The organism is Streptomyces sp. NPDC048639 (genome assembly GCF_043199075.1).
Classification (GTDB): Bacteria; Actinomycetota; Actinomycetes; order Streptomycetales; family Streptomycetaceae; genus Streptomyces.
The window spans coordinates 28,463-44,321 of the sequence record NZ_JBICVP010000019.1 but is presented as its reverse complement, the minus strand read 5'-3'; the positions used below and the strand labels follow the sequence as shown (position 1 = coordinate 44,321).

12 protein-coding genes and 3 pseudogenes are annotated in these 15,859 nt (G+C 62.1%); 6 read left to right on the top strand and 9 right to left on the bottom strand.

All coding sequences use genetic code 11. From position 1 onward, the window contains the following. Positions 1-466: pseudogene (locus ACGFNH_RS32450) on the bottom strand (transposase); the annotation flags it as partial. Positions 467-971: 505 nt separating this feature from the next. Between ACGFNH_RS32450 and ACGFNH_RS32445 the strand changes: the two are divergent. From ACGFNH_RS32445 to ACGFNH_RS32435, 3 genes are all read left to right on the top strand, one after another. Next, positions 972-1,964, top strand: a complete 993-nt coding sequence (locus ACGFNH_RS32445; protein ID WP_393659940.1) for a streptomycin biosynthesis protein — start codon at positions 972-974, stop codon at positions 1,962-1,964. Positions 1,965-2,155: 191 nt separating this feature from the next. Further along, positions 2,156-3,157, top strand: coding sequence for a Gfo/Idh/MocA family protein (locus ACGFNH_RS32440; RefSeq protein ID WP_393659938.1), 1,002 nt, complete (start codon positions 2,156-2,158; stop codon positions 3,155-3,157). A 95-nt stretch (positions 3,158-3,252) separates the two neighbouring features. Then, positions 3,253-4,272 carry a Gfo/Idh/MocA family protein gene (locus ACGFNH_RS32435; protein WP_393659936.1) on the top strand — a complete coding sequence of 340 codons (1,020 nt, stop codon included), beginning with the start codon at positions 3,253-3,255 and terminating at the stop codon, positions 4,270-4,272. Between the two features lie 321 nt (positions 4,273-4,593). On the opposite strand, the gene ACGFNH_RS32430 is transcribed toward ACGFNH_RS32435, so the two are convergent. From ACGFNH_RS32430 to ACGFNH_RS32415, 4 genes and pseudogenes are all read right to left on the bottom strand, one after another. Continuing rightward, on the bottom strand, positions 4,594-5,019 hold the full coding sequence (locus ACGFNH_RS32430) for a hypothetical protein (RefSeq protein WP_393659934.1): 426 nt from the start codon (positions 5,017-5,019) through the stop codon (positions 4,594-4,596). Then, positions 5,007-5,159: a hypothetical protein gene (locus ACGFNH_RS32425; protein ID WP_393659933.1), complete on the bottom strand. Its 153-nt coding sequence runs from the start codon at positions 5,157-5,159 to the stop codon at positions 5,007-5,009. The genes ACGFNH_RS32430 and ACGFNH_RS32425 overlap by 13 nt, the downstream gene beginning before the upstream one ends. A gap of 202 nt (positions 5,160-5,361) precedes the next feature. Next, entirely contained in the window at positions 5,362-6,003 is a 642-nt protein-coding gene (locus ACGFNH_RS32420) for a transposase (protein WP_393659931.1), read from the bottom strand. Between the two features lie 755 nt (positions 6,004-6,758). Next, a pseudogene (locus ACGFNH_RS32415) lies at positions 6,759-6,860 on the bottom strand (transposase); the annotation flags it as partial. 239 nt (positions 6,861-7,099) lie between these two features. Here ACGFNH_RS32415 and ACGFNH_RS32410 point away from each other — a divergent pair. Next, positions 7,100-7,507 carry a hypothetical protein gene (locus ACGFNH_RS32410; protein WP_393659929.1) on the top strand — a complete coding sequence of 136 codons (408 nt, stop codon included), beginning with the start codon at positions 7,100-7,102 and terminating at the stop codon, positions 7,505-7,507. After that, positions 7,501-8,020: pseudogene (locus ACGFNH_RS32405) on the top strand (IS30 family transposase); the annotation flags it as partial. The gene ACGFNH_RS32410 and the pseudogene ACGFNH_RS32405, both read left to right, overlap by 7 nt. A gap of 319 nt (positions 8,021-8,339) precedes the next feature. On the opposite strand, the gene ACGFNH_RS32400 reads toward ACGFNH_RS32405, so the two are convergent. The 4 genes from ACGFNH_RS32400 to ACGFNH_RS32385 all read right to left on the bottom strand — a co-directional run bounded on the left by ACGFNH_RS32400 (position 8,340) and on the right by ACGFNH_RS32385 (position 13,736). Next, entirely contained in the window at positions 8,340-9,572 is a 1,233-nt protein-coding gene (locus tag ACGFNH_RS32400; RefSeq protein ID WP_393659927.1) for a DegT/DnrJ/EryC1/StrS family aminotransferase, read from the bottom strand. A 183-nt stretch (positions 9,573-9,755) separates the two neighbouring features. Beyond that, positions 9,756-10,595 carry a phytanoyl-CoA dioxygenase family protein gene (locus tag ACGFNH_RS32395; RefSeq protein WP_393659925.1) on the bottom strand — a complete coding sequence of 280 codons (840 nt, stop codon included), beginning with the start codon at positions 10,593-10,595 and terminating at the stop codon, positions 9,756-9,758. A gap of 545 nt (positions 10,596-11,140) precedes the next feature. After that, a complete protein-coding gene (locus ACGFNH_RS32390; protein ID WP_393659923.1) occupies positions 11,141-12,316 on the bottom strand; it encodes an NADP-dependent malic enzyme in 1,176 nt (391 codons plus the stop codon). 82 nt (positions 12,317-12,398) lie between these two features. Beyond that, on the bottom strand, positions 12,399-13,736 hold the full coding sequence (locus tag ACGFNH_RS32385; RefSeq protein ID WP_393659921.1) for a peptide ligase PGM1-related protein: 1,338 nt from the start codon (positions 13,734-13,736) through the stop codon (positions 12,399-12,401). Between the two features lie 671 nt (positions 13,737-14,407). Between ACGFNH_RS32385 and ACGFNH_RS32380 the strand changes: the two genes are divergently transcribed. Then, on the top strand, positions 14,408-15,742 hold the full coding sequence (locus ACGFNH_RS32380) for an acetyl-CoA carboxylase biotin carboxylase subunit family protein (RefSeq protein ID WP_393659919.1): 1,335 nt from the start codon (positions 14,408-14,410) through the stop codon (positions 15,740-15,742). Positions 15,743-15,859 lie beyond the last annotated feature (117 nt).

Here is a 15,859-nt window from a genome sequence, read left to right as displayed (position 1 = left end):
TGGTCCAGCGGTGACGGCCCAGCCGCTGGGAGCTCTCGATGCCCTTGCGGGCGATGCGGTGGGTGATGCCCCGCTGGCGTAACCATCGCCGCAGGGATTCGGACCTGTCAGGTCCCCCTCTTCAGGGCCCGCATGTTCACCGAGTCGATCGCACACCGGGACCAGTCCAACTCGCCGCGCGCCGAGCTCGTCGAGGACCAGGCGGTGGAGCTTGGCCCACACTCTCGCCTTCGTCCACTCGGCAAAGCGCCGATGAGCCGTCCGCTCCCGACGGCCCGAACGAAGCGGACGGCAACTGCTGCCACGTACAGCCCGACGTGGCCACGAACACGATCGCGGCAAGCACCTCCCGGTCACCATGCCGACGGCGCCCGCCACCCTGCGGCCGCGACGGCGCCTCAGGCACCACCCGCTGGAACAACTCCCACAACTCGTCCGGCACCAGCCGCTCAACGATCCCCTTCACGACCGATAGCCTACCGAGTCAGCCAAATGAGATGACCTCTAAAGATGCAAACGGACATTAAACCCCGCTGCGCCCCACATCTCTGCAGATGTGATTCGCATCACAAAGATCTTCCAAGGCTGGTGGATGCTGTGTGCACAGTGCAGGCTCGCTTGAAGATCTTCGATTTGCGGGATGCTCTAACGGGGGACAGGTAAACGGGGGTATAGCTGAGTCACATCCCGGCCCGGGAATGCACTTTCGATTCCGCCGGGCATCATCAATTCACGCGCACGTAACTTCCCCCAGACCGCAGGCGAATCATACAAACCGCCTCTTGCGATGGGATGCCAGTAAATGATCCCCCCATCTGACCAAATATGCAGATGCCAGAAGAGCATAATTATCCTCAGGTAAAGTAAGATCAGCCACAGTGCATAAGTCATGGCCACGTCAGGGATTATACGACGTACACTCGTCCAGGTACTCGCTGAACGGCCATAGCCGAGAGGGGGAGAGTGCCGCCATGGTGCTGCAGAGAGAGAAATCCAGCCGTGCCCGTAAGGGTCAGAGTGATCCAGCACTCGAATCCGATGACGACAGCAGCGTTATAATTCTAGAAATCAAGGATATCTTACCAGCAGACTCGCCACGCCTGGACGGGGTGAACGAGGAGTACGTGCGGCTCATTGCGGAGACTGAAGAAGAGCTGCCACCCATTACGATCCACAGCGTCACTCGCCGAGTCATCGACGGAATGCACCGACTGAATGCAGCAAGGGAACGGGGCGACAGGACGATAAAGGCAATTCTGTTCACCGGAACCGAGGACGAGGCCTTCGTCCACGCCGTCGAGGCCAACATTGCCCACGGACTCCCGCTGACAGCCGCCGACCGCCGCGCAGCGGCCTCACGCGTACTGCGGGCGCACCCTTCGTGGTCGGATCGGGCGATAGCCTCAACCCTCGGGATCTCCGCTCACACGGTGGCCAAACTCCGGGATGCCGCCGGGGGTTCCGGTCACCTGGCCGTCCGGGTGGGAAGGGACGGACGGAGCCGTCCGCTGAGCACGACGGACGGGCGGCGGCGGGCTGGTGAGCTGATGACCGCCCGGCCAGACGCACCGCTTCGCGAGATCGCCAGCCAGGTCGGCCTGTCGCTGGGCACTGTGAGCGACGTCCGGCGACGCCTCCGGCAGGGCGAGGACACCGTAGTCCCCGCAGCGCCGGGGCGGGCCGCGCAGCGCAGGGACGTCGGTCCGGCGGTGGGCCGGAGCCAGGTCCTCTCCACCGAGGAACTCAAGCTGATGTGGCAACAGCTGAGCAAAGACCCGTCGCTACACATGAATGAGCGCGGGCGCACCCTGCTCATACTCATGAGGACGTTCAGCCTTGATGACGACTTTGCCTATTCACTGCCTCCCCACCTTGCGGAAAGAATTTCCCTGCTGGCCAGGAACTGTTCCGTCGTCTGGCAGAACCTGGCAGAGACCATAGAGAACCGCAGCAAGCCGACCTGACGGGCACTTACGCCCCGGCGCGCAGCCGCTAGCTCCATGCGGCTGCGCGAACGCGTACGCCACAAACATACGTTGCGGTCCCCCACTCTCGGGAAGGGACTTTCGCGCCGAGGCCCCTTTTACCCACCGCTCCGCGGCGCGGCTGAGCGAATCCAAGGCCTAACGAGCTCACCTCATTGAAAGGAAGTCATATGCCTGATCTCGACGTGGGACTGATCGGCGCGGGTGGCATCGCCTGTTTCCATCTACCCGCCTGGGTCGAGTTGGGAGCGCGAGTTACTGTGTTCTCCACTGACGGAAATGCGGAGAAGCTCGCTGCGCAGTACGCCGAGCACGGCGTTGAGGTTGTAGACAGTCTCGACGAGCTGCTGGAGCGGTCCACAGTCGTCGACGTGTGCACACCGACGCACACCCACAAGGAGCTCGCCCTGGCGGCGATCCGAGCGGGCAAGCACGTGGCGTGCGAAAAGCCACTCGCGCTCTCGGTCAAGGACGCGGAGGAGATGATCACCGCAGCCGAAGACGCTGGGGTGCTGCTTTTCCCCTGCCACGTCGTACGGTACTTCCCCGAATACACCGCCATGACGCAGGCCGTAGCCGCAGGCGCCGTCGGCCAGCCTGCGGTGCTTCGGTTCACCCGCACCTGCGCCTACCCGTGGTGGGCACCGTGGTTCGCCGATGCGGAGCTGTCAGGCGGAATCCTAGTAGACCAGATGATTCACGACTTCGACATCGCGCGCCTACTGGCTGGAGACGTCGTCCGCGTCTACGCGCAGTCGCGCGGTCACCTGCGGCCCCCCGCGGAGGCGGGAGCGGTGGCTGCGGCGACAGCTGTGCTGACCCACGCATCCGGCGCGATCAGCCACGTGCACGGGGTGTGGGGTCTGCCGGACTCGGACTTTCGCACGACCTTCCGCATCGCTGGGCGGGGCGGCGTGCTGACCCATGACTCCACGCAGACCGAGGCGTTCCGGATCGTTGCGCAGGACGGCGCCACGGGGATCCCCGACACCATCCTGACCGAGAGCCCGTTCCTGACCGAGCTTCGGGATTTCGCGTCTGCCGTACAGGGCGGGCCCACTCCCCGGGTGACTGCACGCGACGGGCTGGCCGCGGTTCAGATCGGGCTTGCAGCGACGGAATCGGCCCGTACGGGCCAGGCAGTTGAGATAGAGCACGAGGGAGTCCGGTGACCGACCCACGATCAGCCGCCAGACCGCACACGACCACAATGCCCGCGCCGGGGCGCTGCGCGGGCAGCGAAGCGAACAAGGAGATGGAGGCCCCGATGACGAAGGTCGGCGTGCTGTCGTTCGCCCACGTGCATGCGGGAAGGTATGCGTCGCTACTGCACGGCATGGAAGGCGTCGAGGTGCTCACAAGCGACCCGGACGTCGAACTCGCCGGCCCCGGAGAGGTACGTGGTCGGGCCTTGGCTGACCAGCTCGGCGTCGCCTACGCGGACACGTATGAGGAGCTATTTGCCTGGGGCCCCGACGCCGTCGTCGTCGCAACAGAGAACGCACGCCACCGCCAACTCGTTGAACTCGCCGCAAGTCACGGTGCGGATGTGCTGTGCGAGAAGCCGCTTGCCACCTCGCTGGAGGACGGCGAGGCGATCATTCGGGCCTGTGGGGAGGCGGGAGTCCGACTCTGCGTCGCTTATCCAATGCGGTTCAGCCCTGCGTACGCACAGCTACGCAAGGTTGTGCACAGTGGCATCGCGGGCACGACGCTCTCGGTGGCCGGCGCCAACAATGGTCAGCTCCCGATAGGGGCGCGGCGATGGTTCGGCGACCCTGAACTTGCCGGTGGCGGCGCACTGATGGACCACACTGTGCACATCGCCGACCTCCTTGATGACCTCTTCGGTGAGGATGTACGTGTGGTGGAGGTCTACGCTCAGACCAACAACCTCATGTACGTGGACGAGGTCACCTCGGACACTGCAGGCCTGGTGACCGTCACGTATGACAACGGCGCGGTCGCCACCATTGACTGCAGCTGGAGCCAGCCGGCGCACCACCCCACACGGGGTGAGCTCCAACTCCAGCTGGTCGGTGAGAAGGCCACTGTAGAAATGGACGCGTTCGGACAGGTGGTCCTCGGCTTTGACGACAAGCGGCGTAGCGGGGTGCTGATTCCGTGGGGGACTGACCTGGACACAGCGATGCTGCGTGCCTTCATCTTCAGTGAAGGGAGCGGCGGGATACGGGTCGCCGACGGTGAAGCGGGTCTGCGTTCGCTCAAGGTCGCTCTGGCCGGGTACGAGTCGGTCCGCACAGGCCAACCGGTGCCAGTAAGTTGAGGATGGATCTGTGCGCGAAAAGGCGTTCCCTTGCGGGTGAAGGAAGACAACGGGCCCCAGAGGGGCATGTGTGGGAGCCGATACCGCGGACGCGCCGAAGGACTGCGGAGCACTGATCGGCACTTGTGTCCCGCCGAAGCCCGCAGGACCACGAAGTGCCCGGAGCTACGGGGCAACCAGCCAGGAATTCAGTGATACCGAGGTTGCACTCGGGCAGCAAGATCCGGCTCAGATCCGTGAACGCCTCGCAGTCGTCTATGTCCAGCCGGGTTGACGAAAAGGCTGGGGCACATCTCTGTTCCGCCTCTGATCGGGACGGCTTCATGCTGGGCCGGATGGGTCCCGAAGGAAACAGTGCCAGGTGGTGTAAGAAGAAGCACTACGCTCAAGCGGTACTCGGCGGGGCTCAAGCGGAACGGCATCGAACTGTTGCTTTCGTCGGACAAGACGGTGGCCCAGGTCGCTCACGACCAGGTCGCTCACGACCTGGGCGTGAGCGCCGAGGGCCTGTGGGGCTGGGTAAACTAGCTGAATTAGGGTGAGCAGTTGGCAGGCGTAGCCGCCGGCGGCGAGGATCCCGGTCTTGGGCCGGGCGGGGTTCTTGCCCAGGTGGACCGGACGGCCGTAGCCGGCGACCCCAGTCCTCGTCAACCAGGCCGTCCAGCAGATGCGAAGCGACGCGGCCACTTCCTCCAGCACGGCACGCACAGCCTCGGTGACCAGTTCCAGCCGCCTCAGGTCAGGCACCGCGGCCAGGATATGGGTGGATCGGTGCGCTGCGTGGTGCGATCGGGCACGAGGCCGGCTTCCTTCAGGCGGCCGAGCGCCAGATCGAGAAGCCGGTCGGCGCGGGCGTCCTGGGCGATGTGTTCGCGGAAGTCGGCCAACACGCTGAATGGAAAATTCCCCAGGTCACGGGCATGCGGGCACGTTCGTTGGCCAGCTTGAGATGGCGGTCAGCTTGCGGGGGCGAGGGTGACGTCGTGGCCAAGCGCGTTGAGCTGGCGTACAAGGTCGCGGGTGCGGCGTTTCGGGTCGATCAGGCGTTGGTGTTAGTCGGAGCCGAGGTCATGGAACGTGGTGTCGGGATCATTGATCAGGTGCCAGGCGATGATCAGGATTGAGCGGGCGACGGCGACCAGGGCCTTCTTGCGCCCGCGGTTTGACGATGCGTCTGTATCGCGCGCCGAGGTAGGTGTCGGTTCGGGCGGCGGCGCTGGCGGCTTCACCGAGGGCGCTCTTGAGCCAGGGGTTGCCCCGGCCGGTCGGGCTGGAGCCGCGTTTGGTGCCGGACTGCGTGGTCCGCGGGGTGAGTTTGGCCCAGCTGGCCAGGTGATCCGCGGTGGGGAACACGGCCATGTTCGGGCCGAGTTCGGCCAGCAGGATGTGGGCGGTGGTGGGTCCAACGCCGGGAATGGCATCGAGCCGCTCGACGCGCGAGGGCCCGGGGCGTGTGTGTTCCTCCGGTCCGGGCAGGTCCTGAACAGCGGTGGTGATCTGCTCGGTCAGCCGCGCGATCTGCCCGGTGAGGTGGTCGACGCTGTCCAGCAGCGTCTGGCAGAGGAAGCTGTGGTGGTCCTCGAACTGCCCGGTCAGAGCTTCGGTCAGGGCGACCCTCTTGCGGACCAGCTTGCCGCGGGCCAGATCGGCGAGGAGGTGAGGGTTGCGTTCGCTGGCGATGAGGGCGGCGAGCATGTCCCGGCCGGAGGCGCCGAACAGGTCGGTGAGCACGCTGGGTCACCTTGATCTGCGCATCTTCCAGGATCTTCTCCACCCGCTGCTTGTGCCGACAGCGTTCTTGGTTGAGAACCGCGGCGCAGGCGGGTCAGGTCACGCAGTTACCGCACCGGCTTCGGCGGCACGAACGAGGGGCGGAGCATGCCCCGCTCGGAGAGATTGGCCAGCCAGACCGCAACCAGCTTGTCCGTCTTGGGCCGTCCCGGGACGTTCTTCACGTCACGGACGTTGACCAGCCAGCATTCCAGGCCGGGGCTTCCAGCAGGAAGAAGTACGACTCCCAGTACGCGCCGGTGGCCTACATCACCACCCGGGCGATGCCCTGGCAGACGAGACGGTCGCCCAGCTCCAGAATCGCAGTGGTAGTCGCTGGAGCGTTCCACACCTCCTGGACCCGACGTCCCCGTCCGGGTCTCGTGGGGCAGGCGCACACACACCATCCCCGACGCCTTCGCGACATCAATCGCCGCGACCCTCTCCACTAAGTCTTCGGCCGTGCCGAGCTCTTGTGTCTCCGGCACCGTCCTCACCTCACTTCCACTTGAATGCCGGCCAGACGGCGGCTGCCCGTGGAGCGGGAGGGGACATCGAAAAGCTGAATGGCGTGCTCGAGGCAACAGTGCACGGCCCCTCAGGCCAGATCCGGCGTCAGACTGTGGTGCGGGATCCACCCTAAAGGTGCTGCCGACGTCGACGGACAGCCGCCGACCCAATTTTCACGCCGGGGCAAGGCGTCCCACAGGGATACGCAAACTGTGGTAGAAGACGGGATCGTCCAACTCCATGGCCAGGGCGTACTTGAAATCGATGCGGCAGCGGACCGCCTCGGCCGCCTGGCAGTCCGACAGGCCGAGAAGCCGGGCGGGGTCTGCCTCGCGGTCGAGGCGCTAGGTGCTCTTCGTGAGCTGGTGAATGCCCTGGTGAGCCGTAGTGCCGACAGGGGCGGGGGCGGATCCTGATGCTACGACAGCTGTGTCGCGGACCAGCCGCAACGCGGGCGGAAGTGAGGGGCCGTGCCGTCATCACCGCTAGTGCCGCGCCGAGATGGTGATGGCCAACATGGTCGAGTCCGCGTGGGGAGGCGGCAATCGTGAACGGGACCTCGAAGATCACCGCGTCGCATCGCTCGACGGCGGCGGCGGTCTTCTTGCGCCAGACCACGCTAATCCAGGTCAGGGACAACACCGATTCCACGCTGCGGTCGTACGCGTTGGTGGACGAGGCGGTCGCGCTGGGCTGGGACCGCGAGGACGTGCTGGTCATGGATGTGGACCTGGACGTGTCGGGGAAGTTCCGGCAGGTCCGCGAGGGCTTCCCGGAACTGGTGGCCAAGGTCTGCCTGGGCGAGGTCGGAGCGACCTTCGGTTTGCAGGTCTCCCGGCCGGCGCGTTCCTCGGCCGACTTCGCCCAGCTGCTGGAACTCGCGGCGGCTGACCGACGCCCCGTTGATCGACGGCGACGGGGTCTACGACCTGGCGAACATCAACGACCGGCCTGAACAGTTCTGTGATCGCACCAAGCCGGTTCACCATGCTGCTGCACCTGCCAGCCATGCCCGGCCACGCTGGCACACAGGCCAAGAACGGGACCGCGCTGGCCGGCCACGGAGCCGAGGCCGTACGCGATGCCCTCACGGAAGCGATCACCGACCTGCCCACCCAGCTCCGCGAGCCCCTGACCTGGGACCAGGATTCGGAGATGGCGCAGCACGCCCAGCTCCGCATCGATACAGGTCTGGAGATCTACTTCGACGACCCGCACAGCCCCTGACTGCGCGGAACGAGAACACCAACGGCCTGCTCCGGCAGTACTTCCCGGAGGGCACCGACCTCAGCAGGGATGCCTGCGACCTCGCTGCCGTCGCCGGTGCCCTCAACCGTAGGCCCCGCAGACCCTTGACTGGAGAACACCCGACGAGACCCTCGACAGGCACCTACTCAACACGAAACGGAAGTGTTGCGACGACTCCTTGAACCCAAGGAGTACACCTCGACCGAATGCCGCAAGCTGATACGGGCGTTGCCCCTGAGGTAGAGCATGGGACGAACAGGCGCATGCCGATAACGCGGCAGCCGATCGTATTTTCGGATTACAAAAAGCCGATCGGCACCGCCGGCTGGGAAACCCACGAAGCCGCCCGGGCCGACGTCTTCCGCTTCATCGAGATCGAGTACAACAGCACCAAGCTCCGCAAGCGCCCCGAGTACGGATACGTCCCACCCCCTCGACGAGCCAGCGGAAGCAGAACGCCCGATACCGCCCTCACCTCGACCGGAACCATGCCTGACCAGCAGGAATCAAGCGATCATTTTCGGTCGAGATACGGCTTCTCATCCCACACCGCCCCGGCCAGCCCGTTGAACTGCGGTCACGGCTTCGACCACATCCACCATCTCGTCTGGCTCCGCTAGGAGCAACTCCTGCGGCAGCCAGACCGCATCTGCACAGGCTTGCTCGCAGACCGGTAGCTTCAGGTCGCCGTACTTAGTGGCTGGGTTACTGGAGTCCCAGCCAGTGGCCTTCTGATCGAAGCGAGCCTCAGCGAACAACGGCTGGCGGTAGAGCGGGAAAGGATATCCGGCCATGGCCGGAATTCCGTGGTGTTGCAGGCCTGCGACGAAAGTATCGCGGTCCATCCCCCCGAAGGCTGACGGGTCGTAGCGCAGAATGTATATGTGCTGAGCATGGGTATCGACGCGGGAATCTCGAACCAATGGTCGGATACCGTCTACCTCGGACAGCTCCCGGTCAAGGATTGCGGCGCACTCCTCGCGACGGGCTATCTCCTTCGGTAGCCGCTCCAGACCAGTCAGAAGTACGGCCGACTGCCACTCTGTGAGCCGATAGTTTCCACCCAGATCGTAATGCGCGTACCACGGTCCGTTCCGACGGCGTCCGCAGTTGTGCAGACCCCAAGCCGCCTCGGCCAGTTCGGCATCGTTGGTGACTAGTGCGCCGCCTTCGCCGGAGGATAGGTTCTTCGATGCTTGGAAGGACCAAGATCCGAAATCGCCGAATGTGCCGACAGGCCGTCCGTTCCACCGCGCGCCATGGGCGTGCGCTGCGTCCTCAATCAGGGCAATACCCCGCGCCCCACACAACGCGGAAAGCGCGTCCATGTCCGCTGGCGCGCCGGCCAAGTGCACAGCGATGACCGCTTTGGTGCGGTCGGTGACGGCTGCCTCCACGGCGACCGGGTCGATGTTGTACGTGTCGGGCTGGATGTCAGCGAAGACCGGCAGAGCGCCCAAAGCCAGGGGGGCAGTCGCCGTGGCAGCGAAGGTGTACGGCGGCACAATCACCTCGTCACCAGCCCCAACCCCAAGAGCCTGCAACGCGATCTGCAGGCTGATCGTTCCGTTGGTGACGGCAAGTGCGTGTCGAGCCCCGGTGAATTCTGCCCAGCGCTGCTGGAATTCCGTCTTCAGAGGAGCATCTGCGTCCGAACCGATCCCAGCCTCGACCGCAGCACGCAGCAGGTCCGACTCGGCATTCCCGAAGACCGGCCAGGACGGCCACGATCGGGTCCGCACGGGAGTGCTGTGGATTACCTTGTTTGCCATTTCAGATTCACCGAATTCCGCTGAGTTGTTTCACTGCACTTTCAGCAAGCGATTACGCTGCCTCGTTAAGGATGATCACCGGAGTGAGGGCAGTCGAGACACGCCAGAACGTTGGGGTATGTCATTACTGTGTTGATCTCCTCCCTGTTGGGTCTGCTCCGGGGCCACGGCACAGGCAAGTGCTTACCAGGGGTCGACTCCGAGCAACCTGCGACCGAGAGAAGTCATCGCTGAAATCTGCAGGTTGTTGAAGCAGTGATCAGCCGGTCGATCGCCGGGACGATCTCCAGAGTCCCATGGCTGGTCGTCCCTCATGTAGCGAAAGAACTGGGCAACTCGCGCCTCGGCCAGCCGGTTATGCGAGGCGGCGTGCGGCATCAGGTGGTGGGTCAGCACGAAGTCACCGGCCTCCCCCGTCACTTCGACGGTCTTGAGGTGTGGGATGTCCCGCCACTTATCGTGCAGCTGACGTCCGCAGGGGACAGCTCGGGCCTCCTCCTCGACGATGCGATGGCCGCCAGGCACGACATGGATTCCGCCCCCGCCTGGTGCAACGTCCGTGAAGTAGTAGCAGCCTCCAAGCTCGACTTCCTCGGGCGTGAATAGGAACTCGTCTACGTCTTCGGGCACTGCAACATCGGCATGCAGCTTCTGACTGAGGTCGCCATCGTGGACGGAGTTATTTCGCATGGTAATGGCGACTGACCCGTCCCCTACTAGCAGCCTCGGACTGCCCAGCAGTTGTACCATAATTTGGTAAAGTCGCTCGTTCTGGTAGAGCGGAATGAATTCCGGACTGTCAAAGGTCTCATTGCCGGGCGTGTTGAAGGGCTTAAATCGGCCGTCGTACGCCCACCAATGATCTGGAATACGCAGATCGCGAGGGAGCATGTCGATAATGAGGCCCGCGTAGTGCCGGGCCTCCGACTTGGTCAGGACACCGCGAATGAGCAGATAGCCGTCCTTCCAGAATCGGTCGATCTCTTCCTGGGACAATACTTGCCCTGGGCTAGTGGTGCTCACAGTTACTCCGAGATATCGATTGGATACGTGCGGGATAGAACTCGTACGCTGACCATCTGATGCTGCTAATAGTCCGCCGGGGGAGGTGCCCTCGGCGGAGACGGCACTCACGATCTCGTATCGGTCTGGGACAGCTAGAGATCATTAATTGGTGGGGGTTCTCTGACGGGTAGCGCGTTCTTCGCTGTGGCGGGAGGTATGAGGTATCTCGACGGCGGTGGGCTGACGGCTGAGGCGCGGGCCCGCCGTGAGCAAGTGCGTTTCGCTGCGGCGGAGTTGATTGAGGCCGGGGCCGGTGACCGGGAGGTGGCCGGGCCTGTCCGGGTGAATCGTTGGCGCCAGGCCCTGGCCGCGGGTGACCAGCTGGCTCTGGTTTCCAAGGGTGCGGGCGGGCGCGCAGCAGACTCAATCCGGCGCAACTACGGCTGCTGGAGTCCGAGTTGGAAGCTAGTCCGGCTGCTCACTTTGAACACTGCAAGGTCGCCCCTGGGCACCTGCGCACGCTCCTACGCCACACATGCATTCACGAGCACTCCTGCCTACGCTCAGTAGCTCGCGCGCGCCGCTCGAATGACAGCCTCAGCGACAGCTGGCGCTACGCGGGGGTCCAAGGTGTCTGGAACGATCCGGTCCACGGACAGTGTGCCCTCGGACACCTCAGCGATTGCTTGCGCTGCCGCGAGCTTCATCTCGGTAGTGACAAACCGGGCTCCAGCATCCAGAACACCGCGAAAAATACCGGGCGATGCCAGCGTGTTGATGATCTGGTTCGGAGAGTCGCTGCCCCCAGTTCCCACTACCGCAGCGTGATGGGCAGCAAGGTGGGGCAAAATTTCGGGGACCGGATTAGATAGGGCGAATACGATCGCCTGGGGCGCCATTGTAGAGATCAGGGCTTCCGGAACGGTCGACGAGGACAGACCGATGAGCACGTCGGCATTGGATAGGGCCTCCACGAGGCCACCTTGCAGATCTCGAGGGTTGGTTCGTGCGGCCAACGCCGCTTTGGTCGGCGTTAAACCGCTTCGGCCAGTGAAGAGTGTTCCTTGCGAATCGAGCACCGTAATGTCATGGACGCCAGCCGCCAACAGGAGCTGCGCGGTTGCTATCCCCGCCGCTCCCGCGCCAAGGACGACGACACGATTCAATTCGACACGGCGATCAAGAACCCTGCAAGCACCGTGGAGCCCGGCAAGGACAGCCACTGCCGTGCCGTGTTGGTCATCGTGCATAACAGGGCAATCGAGTACCTCCTTGAGCCGCTTCTCCAATTCGAAGCAGTCGGGTGCAGCAACGTCTTCCAGGCATACCGCCCCAAATGACGGCCTGAGGCGGATCAGTACGTCGACTATGTCATCGATCTTCGGCGCGTCGAGGACAACAGGGATCGCGTTGAGCCCTGCCAAATGTTTGAACAGTGCAGACTTCCCCTCCATGACAGGCAGAGCGGCAACAGGCCCGACGTTTCCTAGACCTAACACCGCAGTTCCGTTGGTGACAACCGCGACGAGCCGGTTCGCCCAGGTGTAGTCCGCTGCCAATGAAGGGGTATCAGCAATGGCCCGACTCACCCTGGCGACTCCAGGTGTGTATGCCACAGAGAGAGAGTGCATGTCGTGGATTGGGATTGTGCCCGAAACGGAAAGTTGTCCCCCTTCATGAGTGGCGAATACTTCAGCGTCCGTTAGACGGTCGTGTGCCTGGTAGCCGGAAACAGTCATGAGACCCTCTGATGGTAAGCCGGGACGGATAGATGGCACGCCAAACCAACCCGGGCTTTATACGGGTACCACCCATTGGGGGCTACTTCTGGATGGAAGCAAGAACTTCCGCAAGTGCGGCCTCAAGTCGTTCGGCATGCTCGGCGTTCTCAGCCACGATGCAGTACTCGCCGAATTCACCAGATGTGCTGTTGTCTTCAACAGTCATGAGCACGCCTACACGAGTGGCGTGGTCGTATGCCAGACCGCTCGACGTCAAGGCTTTGACCATTGTGGCGGATGGCGGGAAAGTGCACCGACGCTGTTCGACCAGGACGCGCTCGGCAAGGAAGTTTCCGCCCACGATGTGTTCCCCGATGCTATAGGCGTGGGTGGAACCGCTGACGCGGCAGTTGAATTCGTTGACCAAGATGCCTTGATCCGACGTCACGATTGCGTCAACACTCACGACACCGCGGTAACCCATCGCATGGATCGGTTCACACATCCGCCGCGCGACCGCCAAGAAGACCTCAAAACCGGGGAGTTCAGCAGCCGGGGCCGGCCATACGTGGCCATTGAGTACCGGATCCATGCGCATCGCACCGTGGCCGGTAAGTTCGGTCCCTCCGTCGCTGATGTGGAGCTCGGCGCACAAAGGCAGCGAGTCGGGGAAGTAGCGCTCGAGGACGACCGGGCTACGGTTTAAGTCCGTGAGCCAATGCCACCGCTCGGCGAGATAATTCGCCAACGCGTTACGGTCGGCCGTGACGACGGTCCGCAGTGCTCCGATCGGATCAACGCCGGGCATGGGGCTGACTACCTCGTTACCGAAGCCCGCAACGTGAAAGTCCCGTTTGACGATGGCGGGATACCCGCGGGAAAGCAGTTCCTCCCACAAGAACTCGTTGGCTTCCTCTTGGCTTGAACAGACTTTCCCATGCGGTACGGGAACCCCCGTCCCGCCAGCCAGGGCGCGGAAAGTAGCCTTGCTGTTCAGAAGTCTGCCACCACCCTGATCCAGGAATGCGAAGCCAGGCGTCAGACCATCCAGTTTCAGTATCTTACTCAAAGCGACAACGGTACTGTCGAAGTGGAAGGGAAGCACCTCGCCCACATCGTGCTCCCTCACAGATTCCTGCAGCTGTGCTACGAACTGCGGGTCCATGAGACGGTCTCGGGAGAGGATTCCGTCACCGCATTTTCCAGAGGGAGGCACAATTATGTCAATCTCTTCACGGGCGATGCGAAGGGATCCAATAACGTAATCTATAAAGTGTTCGTCCGGCATCACGGGGAGTACTAGCACATCCCCTTCCTGGAGGCACCACGCCATTCTCTGAGCCTGATTTCCGACATATGTGCGATATTCAGGTGAGAGTATTTGCAGGTCGCCGACCATTTCCTCGGTCCGCTGATTGCTAATGATGAGTTTTGCCATGGATCAGCTCTTTCGGAAATAATGGAGCGCTGGCAGCGATCTTGGGCTTCGCGTTTCTGTCTACCGGCGATTGATCATCTTGTCCAGTGTCAGACTGCGCGTCCTACCGCCCAGGCCAGCTCCCGACGGCAAGCGTTCCCATCTGGCCTCATCACACCTGGCCCGCGTGCAGAGAAACTCATTCATGCAGTTCAAGGGGCCCACCCAACAGGTTGGGACTCGAGCAACGCGAACGAGCTTCACGCTCGGCTGGAACGGCCAAGCGCGAGCCTCCTCCCGAGTATCAACCTCTATGTCATTACATATTGGTCATATCTCCCGAAACGGTTAGCCATTATCGGCCCGGCTCGAATCGCACCGTTGCGCAATAGACTCATCTGGTGGATCATGGATTTGTGGGTAGTGACCACAGGTTCAAGAGAGAGTATAAAGTCGCCGCCGTCGTCTCAAGCACTGCGAGATGAGATCAAAGAATCTGGGTTGGATTGCGTTGAAGTTGTAGGCAGCGCAGTTGCGTGGCGTTGGTTTTGAATAATAGGGTTAATATCCAGCGCGGTCGCTCTCATTCACGAGTTTCGCCCTACTGGCATCGGTGCAAAACTTTGCTGGTCAGGCATGAACATGCAGAGCCAATCTGCGATCCGAGTCAGGTTGAAACTAGAGGATATTTAATGACATCGAAACAGTCCTCGGCTCTACTCATCGGCGCGGACCCATATCCGATTCTCGCCTGCCTGGAGGCGGGCATTAAACCCGTTGTGGTATATGCCCCAGGGTTGAATGACTGGGGTTATATACAGCTGCCGAGCGAGGTTGAAGCTGTATTCGCCGAGGATACGTCGAGTATCGAGAGCGTTCTCTGTAGCCTCCAGCGAGCAGGGCTTACAAATGGAGAATTCTCGTACATTTATACGTCAGACGAAATGGCACTACTTACCGCAGCAACGATTGCGAGGGTGTTGGACATCCCATCTGCTTTGACCCCTGACGTTGCAATCCGGTTTCGAGACAAGTGGCTACAGAAGAACATTGTGGCGAATGCAGGAATTGAAGTTGCAATGTCGCAAGTGATCGAGGATATATACACTCTGAATCCTGAAGAAATTGCGAATTTCGACAAGGCGGTTCTTAAGCCCATCATGGGTGCGGGTACTCATAAAACTTCCTTGACCGAGGGCCGCCGAGAGCTTATCGACATATGTGCAGAATATCGCCAGGCTGGAATATCGCAACGCACGTTCGTGCTTGAGGAATTTATAGCGGGCTCCGAATGGGTCGTAGACGGTGTCGTGTTCGACGGAGAGCTGCAGTTCTTTAGTGTGCGCTCCTATACGGAGCCGTGCCTGAGTGCCGTTTCTTCAAATGCGGCAGTGCAAGCGGAAGTATTCGATCCTGTTACTGATTCAGACATCTATAAGCGTGTGAGGCCCGTGGTAGAGGGGGCGCTCAGGTCCCTCGGCCTGAGTAGCGGCGTCTTCCACATGGAGCTTTTCTATCAGGAGCAGACCGGGAAGCTTGTGTTCGGCGAGTGTGCGGCCAGAGCTGGTGGGGGACTCACGCACGAAGTAATGAAATTCAAGTTCGGGGTGGACCTGAGTCTAGCTGCTGCTCGTTGCGCAATGGGAATCAACCCGCGGATCGATCCCTCAGTGCGATCGGAGGTGGTGGGCACAACGTTTCTGTCTAATCGGCCAGGTGTCCTGATCTCCTACCCGTCGCCGGAGGAAATTGGAGGATTGCCCGGCGTCGAACACTTTCGCCTAGAGCTTCCCTATGGATTCCGCATGGTGGATATCTTGGCGGGTACAACCGAGGGTGTAGGGCAGGTCATGCTGAGTGGGGGGACACGAGACGAGTTCCGTAGCCGTCGCAGTTTCGTTACCCAATGGTTCGATGAGCGCCTGGTGGTTGTGCCGGCTCAGGCGACAAATCAGGATCTACGGAAATGGCAGAATGCGCATTGGCCGGAATCTGTTTCGTTTTTTCAGCCGTATTCCAGCAGTTGAACTGGAAATGTGAGTGATGCGCGAGATATCTTCATTGGCTGAGGTTACGGTGGTTGAAAGTCGAGGCCGGTCTTGGCGATGAGGCCGTCCATGAGGCCGGTCCGGTACTGCATCCGA

What these genes read in the sequence shown, in the direction of transcription:
- ACGFNH_RS32445 (WP_393659940.1), top strand. Translation starts at nt 972, where the DNA reads ATGGTGCTGCAGAGAGAGAAATCCAGCCGTGCCCGTAAGGGTCAGAGT.
- ACGFNH_RS32440 (WP_393659938.1), top strand. Translation starts at nt 2,156, where the DNA reads ATGCCTGATCTCGACGTGGGACTGATCGGCGCGGGTGGCATCGCCTGT.
- ACGFNH_RS32435 (WP_393659936.1), top strand. Translation starts at nt 3,253, where the DNA reads ATGACGAAGGTCGGCGTGCTGTCGTTCGCCCACGTGCATGCGGGAAGG.
- ACGFNH_RS32400 (WP_393659927.1), bottom strand. Translation starts at nt 9,572, where the DNA reads ATGGCAAACAAGGTAATCCACAGCACTCCCGTGCGGACCCGATCGTGG.
- ACGFNH_RS32390 (WP_393659923.1), bottom strand. Translation starts at nt 12,316, where the DNA reads ATGACTGTTTCCGGCTACCAGGCACACGACCGTCTAACGGACGCTGAA.
- ACGFNH_RS32385 (WP_393659921.1), bottom strand. Translation starts at nt 13,736, where the DNA reads ATGGCAAAACTCATCATTAGCAATCAGCGGACCGAGGAAATGGTCGGC.
- ACGFNH_RS32380 (WP_393659919.1), top strand. Translation starts at nt 14,408, where the DNA reads ATGACATCGAAACAGTCCTCGGCTCTACTCATCGGCGCGGACCCATAT.